Origin of the sequence: Mesorhizobium sp. M7A.F.Ca.CA.004.12.1.1 (assembly GCF_003997835.1) — a bacterium.
GTDB lineage: Bacteria > Pseudomonadota > Alphaproteobacteria > Rhizobiales > Rhizobiaceae > Mesorhizobium.
The window spans coordinates 1-7,833 of the sequence record NZ_RZRK01000238.1 but is presented as its reverse complement, the minus strand read 5'-3'; the positions used below and the strand labels follow the sequence as shown (position 1 = coordinate 7,833).

Below are 7,833 nucleotides of genomic sequence, written 5' to 3'. Positions count from 1 at the left end.
GGGTTGAGCAGCGCAATGAGCAGACCCGTGTCCAACCGACTGTGACTTCCCCTGGCTTACGTCAGGGAAGAGCTTAGAGGGCAAGCCCAAACAAGCGGTTAAGCGAAAGCGGTAAGCAGGACCGCCGTCTCAAAATAATGTCAGGGAACCGCAGTCCCCAGTCAGCGTTCCTCCGTTCACAATCTGGAGCGACCCATGGCCGACACAATCACACTGACCGACCACGATGCGATCCGCTCATGGGCTGCCGGGCGCGCCGGCTTTCCCGCAATCGTCGACATATCGCCGGAAGCGGGGACGCAGCCCATGTTGAGGCTGGTCTTCGGCCAGCACGCCTATCAGGATCAGGACCAGCCTGAACGGCCGCTCAATGCGGGAGGCTATGAACTCGTCGAATGGGACGAATGGTTCAAGCTCTTCGAGGAACAACAGCTTGCGCTAGTGGTCGCGGCCGAACAGCCGGGACGCCGCGAGGAGTTCCACGAGCTCGTCCGCCGCGACGGAAAGAGCTGACCCGAGCCGGGCGCGGCTCGGGTTCTGTTCAAATCCGGGTTACTTCCACTCGCGGATGTCGACGAAGTGGCCGGCGATCGCCGCCGCGGCCGCCATCGCCGGCGACACGAGATGGGTGCGGCCCTTGAAGCCTTGCCGGCCCTCGAAATTGCGGTTCGAGGTCGAGGCGCAGCGTTCATGCGGCTTTAGCCGGTCGTCGTTCATGGCAAGGCACATCGAGCAGCCCGGCTCGCGCCAGTCGAAGCCGGCGGCGACAAAGATCTTGTCGAGACCTTCGGCTTCCGCCTGTTCCTTGACCAGGCCGGAGCCGGGCACGATCATCGCATCGACATGCGGGCTGACCGTCTTGCCTTCGACCACCTTGGCGACGGCGCGCAGATCCTCGATGCGGCCGTTGGTGCACGAACCGATGAAGACGCGGTCGAGCGTGATGTCGGTGATCTTGGTGCCCGGCGTCAGACCCATATAGTCGAGCGCGCGCTGCTTGGAGGTGCGCTTGTTTTCATCGGCGATGTCGTCCGGGTTCGGCACGATGCCCTGCACCGACACGACATCCTCGGGCGAGGAGCCCCAGGAGACGATCGGCGGCAGCTTGGCCGCGTCGAGCACGATCACCTTGTCGAAATGCGCGCCTTCGTCGGACTGCAGCGTCTTCCAATATTCGAGTGCCGCATCCCAGGACGCGCCCTTCGGCGCGCGCGGCTTGTCCTTGACATAGGCGAAGGTCGTCTCGTCGGCGGCGATCAGGCCGGCGCGCGCGCCGCCTTCGATCGACATGTTGCAGATCGTCATGCGGCCTTCCATCGACAGCGCACGGATCGCTTCGCCGGCATATTCGATGACATAGCCGGTGCCGCCGGCGGTGCCGATCTCGCCGATGATGGCCAGGATGATGTCCTTGGCGGTGACGCCCTCCGGCAACTGGCCGTCGACACGCACCAGCATGTTCTTGGCCTTGCGCTGGATCAGCGTCTGCGTCGCCAGAACATGCTCGACCTCGGACGTGCCGATGCCATGCGCCAGCGCGCCGAAAGCGCCATGCGTCGAGGTGTGGCTGTCGCCGCAGACGATGGTCATGCCGGGCAGAGTAAAGCCCTGCTCCGGACCGATGATGTGGACGATGCCCTGGCGGATATCGTTCTCGGAATAATATTCGACGCCGAAATCCCTGGCGTTCTTGGCCAGCGCCTCGACCTGGATGCGGCTTTCCTCGTTCTTGATGCCGAACTTGCGCTCGGGCGAGGTCGAGACATTGTGATCGACCACGGCCAGCGTCTTTTCCGGATGCCGGACTTTACGGCCGGTCATGCGCAGGCCTTCGAAGGCCTGCGGGCTGGTCACTTCATGGACCAGGTGGCGGTCGATGTAGAGCAGGCAGGTGCCGTCGTCCTGGCGATCGACGACATGGTCGTCGAAAATCTTGTCGTAGAGGGTGCGCGGTGCGCTCATGTGCGTAAATCCGTCGATATGAGAATGGGAAAGAGCAGGTACCGGACCTCAGGCCCGGCGAAAGGGACCCGAACAGGTCGGCCTAGGGTAGTCGGCTGGTCAGCGCCCCGGACACGCGCGCGGAAAAACGCGACGGCAGGCGTTTCCTGTCCTGCAGCACGAACCCCTTGTAGGCCGGATCGCCAAAAAGCTCTTCCATGGCGTGGCTCATACCAATGTTTTGGGTTTTCGGCAATTGCGGCGTTCAGCGCCTTTACCTTCTCCCGCAAGGGGAGAAGGTAAGTGGAGTCACAACACTTCAAACACAAACGTCTTCACCAGCGCGTCAGGCTCGGCGATCGCATAGCAGCGGAACCACGGGCTTTCCTCGATCGGCCGCCATTTCCCTGCCTGCTCCAGCTCGTCGAACACGGCTTGGAAGCCGCCGCTCTCGAACACCTGGTCGCGCACGGTGAAGATGGCGTGGCCGCCCTGGCGGGTGATGCGCACCAGTTCGTGCAGGCCTGTCGCCGGCGCATGGCTGATGGTGAACACGCCGGTCGAGAAGAAGGCGCGGAAGTGGCCGTCCGGCCACGGCAGCGTTTCGCCGAGCATTGCCTGCTTCAGGTCGCTGTAGGCATTGCGGCTGCCGGCGATCTTCAGCATATCGTACGAGAGGTCGAGCCCCGCAATGTCGCGGTAACCGAGCGCCTTCAGCGAGGATCCCGACAGGCCAGTGCCGCAGCCGGCATCGAGCAAGGGGCCATCGCCCGCCGGCACATGACGCGCCACCCAGGCGGTGATCAGGAAAGGCAGGAGGTAGCCGAGCGAGGCGGTCTCGCTGTCATAGGTCGCGGCCCACGCGGCATAGGCCTCCTCAAGCGCTTCCGGCGTGTCGGCCGTATAGACGGAATCCAGCGCCGCATTGGCTTTGTCGACGATCATGGGGACCTCCTCAAGGGGAATGCTCGGGGATCGTAGCGCTGCCTTGGCCGAAAAACTATTCCTCGTGCTGGCGGCGCAGCCGCCGCTCCAGCGCCCTGAGCGCCAGCGACAGGCCGACGGTCAGGATGAGATAGATGTAGGCCGTTATCGAATAGGTCTCGAAGAAGCGAAAGGAGCCGGCGGCGTAGACCTTGCCCATCTGCGTGATGTCGGCAACGCCGAGCACCGAGACCAGCGAGGAATCCTTGACCAAAGCGACGAAATCATTGCCGAGCGGCGGCAGGATGGTGCGGATTGCCTGTGGGAACACGATCAGCCGGAAACGCTGCGCGCGTGTCAGCCCAAGCGCCTTCGCCGCTTCGATCTGACCCTTCTCCACCGCCTGGATGCCGGCCCGGAAAACCTCCGAGATGAAAGCCGAATAGCCGATGGTCAGCGCCATGATGGCGCGCCAGAGCAGCGACACGTCGCGCACCAAAAGCTCGCCGAACAGGCCGGCGTTTTGCAGCGGCGCGGTCAGCGCGTTCCAGGCCGCGACGAAGGCCGGCGCGCCGGCAAAGGCGATCCAGAACAACAGCACCAGGATCGGCACGCCGCGGACGATCTCGACATAGAAGCGCGCGATCTGGCGCAGCCAGCGCGAACCGGACATTCCCATCAGCGCGATGCCGAGCCCAATGGCCGACGCCAGCACGAAGGCGATCACGGTGACGAAGATGGTGACGCCGATGCCCTTGGCGACCGTGGCGAACACCTGGGCATAGAGGTTGCTGGTGGCGACGAAGACGGCCACCGCGATCGCGAGGGCTGCGGCAACGACAAGCCACCAGGGGAAGTCGGCTTTGGACGAAGAGGCGGGAGGCATCAAAAGGATTGCGCCAAGGCGCCCCCCTCTGTCCTGCCGGACATCTCCCCCTCAAGGGGGGAGATTGGCAGCTTCGTCGACGGCACTCTTTTTACAACTTTGGTGATTGGCGAAAGCGGAAAAAAGAGCCGATCTCCCCCCTTGAGGGGGAGATGCCCGGCAGGGCAGAGGGGGGCGTTCAAGCGCGAAGTCAGCGCGAAATCACTGCCCCATCTTGTAATCAAGAAACCATTTCTTGTTCAGCGCATCGAACGTCCCGTCCGCCTTCAACGCAGCGATTGCCGCGTTGATCGGCTTCACCAGGTCGGAACCCTTGGGGAAAATGAAACCGAAATCCTCGGTGCCGAGCGGCCCGCCGATCAGTTTCAGTTTGCCCTCGGAGGCGTCGACATAGCCTTTGCCAGCGGTGCCATCGGTCAAAACGACATCGACGTCGCCTGATTTCAGTGCCTGCACGGTCGCGCCGAAGGTCTCGAACAGTTTGATGCGCGGGTTCTGCTCATTGCCGTCGAGCACGCTGTAGACGGCGGTGTAGAAGGGCGTGGTGCCGGCCTGCGCGCCGATCAGCCCGTCCTTGAAGTCGCCGAAGGTCTTGTCGTCAGTGAAGCGGCTCTCATCGCCGCGCACCAGCATGAACTGTTCCGAGCGCATATAGGGGTCGGAGAAATCGACCTTCTCCTTGCGGTCGTCCTTGATGGTGATGCCGGTCATGCCAATGTTGTACTGGTTGTCGGAAACCGCCTGGATCATCGCGTCCCAGGAAGTGTTCTGGTACTCGACCGTGAAATTGAGCCGCTTGGCGATCTCGTTCATCGCGTCATACTCCCAGCCGATCTGCTTGCCGGTCTTGGCATCGATGAACTGCAGCGGCGGATAGGCGTTTTCGGTCACAACCACCACCTTTTTGCCGCCGAGGTCGGGCAGCGCCTGCGCAAAGGCGGCAACGGGCGTCAGGACGAGGGCAAGCAGGCCTGCCAGCAGCAGTTTCGATTTGGTCATGACACACTCCCCGGAAATTGACGGACCCGGACATGGCCGGGCTTGCAGGAAAATACGGCGCCGACTTTAGCTTTCCGCAAGCGTCATGCAAGACGGTCCGCTGCGTCAGGATGCGCGAAAGCGGATTCCAGTGCCTTCATTTCCGGGATTCAGGATTGAACGGTGTCGCGGCAGCGATCAGCTCCGCTTCGCGATGCCGGCATCTGCCTTGCGCAAGCCGGAGACGAACCGCGTCAGCGTGCGGTGCAGGGATTTCAACTCGTCGGCATCCAGCGGCAGGTTGCAAAGCATCGCCGCCGGCACGCTTTTGGCCTGCTCACGCAACGCTTGGCCCTTCGCTGTCGGCTCGACCATAACCCGGCGCTCGTCGGCGGGGTCGCGCCGGCGTGTGACCAGTCCGCCAGCCTCCATCCGCTTGAGCAGCGGCGTCAGCGTCGCCGAATCCAGCCCAAGCGCTTCGCCAAGCTCGCCAACCGTGCTTGGAGCTCGTTCCCACAGCGCCAACATGGCCAGATATTGCGGATAGGTCAGGCCGAGCGGATCGAGCAGCGGGCGGTAGAGCTTCGTCATCAGCCCGCTTGCCGAATAGAGCGCGAAGCACAGCTGCTGGTCGAGCCGCGGAACGTGAAACGTCCCGGTGGCCTCCGCCGGGACGTCGCTGGTGCTCTTTGTCGTCTTTTCCGTCATGCCGCCTTTACCGAAAGCGCTACGTCGACATTGCCCCTGATGGCGTTGGAATAGGGGCAGATCTTGTGCGCCTCCGATACAAGCGCTTCCGCCGCCGCCTGATCAAGGCCTTTCGTTTCCGCCGCGAGCGCGACGCCGAGCTTAAAGCCTTCGCCATTGGGAAGCAGGCTGACGGTGGAGGTTACCCCGGCATCCGTCAGCGACAGCTTCTGTTTGCGCGCGACGAAGCGGATGGCGCTTTCGAAGCAGGCGGCATAGCCGATTGCGAACAGTTGCTCAGGATTGGTGGCGCCCCCCGGCCCGCCGAGCTCCTTGGGCATTGCCAGATCGACCTTGAGCAGACCGTCGCTGGTCTCGCCATGACCGGCGCGGCCGCCGGTGACGTGAGCCTGTGTGGTGTAGAGTGCCATATCAAATCTCCAATTACTTTGTACACGATTATTTAGTACACAAGATAATGTGCCGTCAACAGCGGATCCCGTTTCTGGCGCTGAAAGCGTTCACAGTCCGGTGAAACGAAAAAGGCGGCCGAAGCCGCCTTTTTGAATGGGATGTCCGAAAACCTTATTCGGCGGGGGTCGCTTCCGCGGCGGCCTTGGCTGCTGCTTCGGCTTCGGCGGCGGCCTTCTTCTCGGCGGCGTCCTGGGCGGCCTTCTCGACGGCCAGGGCCTCGGCTGCTGCCACCTTCTCGGCCTCGATGCGGGCCTTCTCGGCGTTCAGCGCATCGCGCTCCTCATCATTCAGCTTGCGGGCGCGCACGCCGGTGTTTTCCGAAATACGGGCCGATTTGCCGCGACGATCGCGCAGGTAATAGAGCTTGGCGCGACGCACCTTGCCGCGGCGAACGATCTCGACGCCTTCAACCATCGGCGAGTAGACCGGGAACACGCGCTCGACGCCTTCGCCGTAGGAAATCTTGCGAACCGTGAAGTTCTCCTGGAAGCCGGCGCCTGCGCGGGCGATGACGACGCCCTCATAGGCCTGGACGCGGGTGCGGGTGCCTTCGGTCACGCGGACCTGGACGCGCACGGTGTCGCCGGGCTGGAATTCGGGAAGCTTGCGCTTGGCTTCGATCTTGGCGGCCTGTTCGGCCTCGAGCTGACGGAGAATATCCATCTCAAAAGTCCACTTCTTGTTCTTCCGACAGTCAGAGCGTCCGACACTCGCCTTGCAGTTCCATTGACCGCTTGGCTATGCCTTTTGTCTCCAAGACATTTGTCTTTGAAACATCCAGCAGGGGCGACTACACCGTCATTGTTGACGGGTCCGGCAGATTCTTTCTGGCCGGTACGGGCGGGCACATACAGCTATTTCGCCGCTTTGTCACGCCTTGGCAGCGCATTTTCTGCTCGCATGGCACCATCGTAATCCTGCCGTGCCGGGTTGCGCCGGTCGTTCAGGCTTTCTAAGCCTGAAATAACACAGTTTTGAGCGGCCGCAATTCATGTCTGTCTTCGATGCCATCCTGCTGTTTCTGGCGGGCTTTCTGTCAGGCGCCGCCAATGCGGTCGCCGGTGGCGGCACCTTCATCACCTTCGGCGCCATGACGTTGGTCGGCCTGCCGCCGATCGTCGCCAACGCCACCTCCTCGGTGACGCAATTTCCAGGCTACATCACCTCGACCCTCGCCTACTCGGCCGATATCAGGCACTTCTGGCGCGGCGCGCTGCTGCTGTGCCTGATTTCGGCCGTGGGTGCACTGGCCGGCGCGCTGATCCTTTTGGCGCTCGACAATCCGTCGTTTCGCGCTCTGGTGCCGTGGCTGCTCCTGGCCGCGACAGCCCTGTTCGCAGCCGGCCCCTGGCTGAAACCAGTGCCGAAGCCCGGTCATGAAGCGGCGGTGGGCTCGCTCGCCGGCTCCCTGGCGCAGTTTCTCACCGCCATCTATGGCGGCTTCTTCGGCGCCGGCATGGGCGTGATGATGCTGGCGACGCTCGGCCTCACCCAGGCCGGCGACTATCACCGGCTGAACGCGCTGAAGAACATGCTGGCCATGGTCATCGCGGCGGTCGCTATCGTCGTCTTCGTCTCGGGCGGCGTCGTCGCCTGGCCGCAGGCGATCATCATGATCCCGGGCGGCGCGCTCGGCGGCTATGCCGGCGTCTGGATCGCCAAGCGCGTGCCACAAAACGCGGTGCGCGGCTTCGTCGTCGCTGTCGGTCTGTTTCTGGCTTTCTATTACTTTTGGAAAGGGTGAGCGGCGGCGCCCAACAAATCCGGACGCCGCTCTTTCGTCAGCTTCTCTGACTCCGCCCGACGCCATGCGGCGATCTTCTTGTGGTTGCCGGAAACCAGCACCTCGGGAATCTCACGGCCCTCGAACTCCTGCGGCCGCGTATAGTGCGGATGTTCGAGCAGGCCGTTTTCGAAACTCTCCTCCTCGCCCGACACCGCGT

At 63.0% G+C, this 7,833-nt stretch carries 9 protein-coding genes and 1 pseudogene; 2 read left to right on the top strand and 8 right to left on the bottom strand.

The genetic code is table 11. The features are described from left to right. Nucleotides 1-195 precede the first annotated feature (195 nt). Nucleotides 196-513, top strand: coding sequence for a hypothetical protein (locus tag EN984_RS14695; RefSeq protein WP_127267369.1), 318 nt, complete (start codon nucleotides 196-198; stop codon nucleotides 511-513). Nucleotides 514-552: 39 nt separating this feature from the next. Here the strand turns inward: EN984_RS14695 and leuC are convergent, their stop codons facing one another. The 7 genes from leuC to rplS form a co-directional block, all read right to left on the bottom strand. Next, nucleotides 553-1,962, bottom strand: a complete 1,410-nt coding sequence (leuC, locus tag EN984_RS14690; RefSeq protein WP_127267368.1) for a 3-isopropylmalate dehydratase large subunit — start codon at nucleotides 1,960-1,962, stop codon at nucleotides 553-555. Nucleotides 1,963-2,250: 288 nt separating this feature from the next. Then, nucleotides 2,251-2,886, bottom strand: coding sequence for a class I SAM-dependent methyltransferase (locus EN984_RS14680; RefSeq protein ID WP_127267367.1), 636 nt, complete (start codon nucleotides 2,884-2,886; stop codon nucleotides 2,251-2,253). A 55-nt stretch (nucleotides 2,887-2,941) separates the two neighbouring features. Beyond that, nucleotides 2,942-3,751, bottom strand: a complete 810-nt coding sequence (locus EN984_RS14675) for an amino acid ABC transporter permease (protein ID WP_127267366.1) — start codon at nucleotides 3,749-3,751, stop codon at nucleotides 2,942-2,944. Nucleotides 3,752-3,952: 201 nt separating this feature from the next. Further along, complete coding sequence (locus tag EN984_RS14665; protein ID WP_127267365.1) at nucleotides 3,953-4,750, bottom strand: basic amino acid ABC transporter substrate-binding protein; 798 nt, start codon at nucleotides 4,748-4,750, stop codon at nucleotides 3,953-3,955. 177 nt (nucleotides 4,751-4,927) lie between these two features. Then, complete coding sequence (locus tag EN984_RS14660; protein ID WP_127267364.1) at nucleotides 4,928-5,437, bottom strand: MarR family transcriptional regulator; 510 nt, start codon at nucleotides 5,435-5,437, stop codon at nucleotides 4,928-4,930. Continuing rightward, complete coding sequence (locus EN984_RS14655; RefSeq protein ID WP_127267363.1) at nucleotides 5,434-5,847, bottom strand: organic hydroperoxide resistance protein; 414 nt, start codon at nucleotides 5,845-5,847, stop codon at nucleotides 5,434-5,436. The genes EN984_RS14660 and EN984_RS14655 overlap by 4 nt, the downstream gene beginning before the upstream one ends. A gap of 154 nt (nucleotides 5,848-6,001) precedes the next feature. Beyond that, nucleotides 6,002-6,553 carry a 50S ribosomal protein L19 gene (gene rplS / locus EN984_RS14650; protein WP_013528861.1) on the bottom strand — a complete coding sequence of 184 codons (552 nt, stop codon included), beginning with the start codon at nucleotides 6,551-6,553 and terminating at the stop codon, nucleotides 6,002-6,004. Between the two features lie 328 nt (nucleotides 6,554-6,881). On the opposite strand from rplS, the gene EN984_RS14640 reads away from it, so the two are divergent. After that, nucleotides 6,882-7,634, top strand: coding sequence for a sulfite exporter TauE/SafE family protein (locus tag EN984_RS14640; RefSeq protein ID WP_127267362.1), 753 nt, complete (start codon nucleotides 6,882-6,884; stop codon nucleotides 7,632-7,634). Here EN984_RS14640 and EN984_RS14635 read toward each other — a convergent pair. Continuing rightward, nucleotides 7,616-7,833: pseudogene (locus EN984_RS14635) on the bottom strand (tRNA (guanosine(37)-N1)-methyltransferase TrmD); the annotation flags it as partial. The gene EN984_RS14640 and the pseudogene EN984_RS14635 overlap by 19 nt on opposite strands.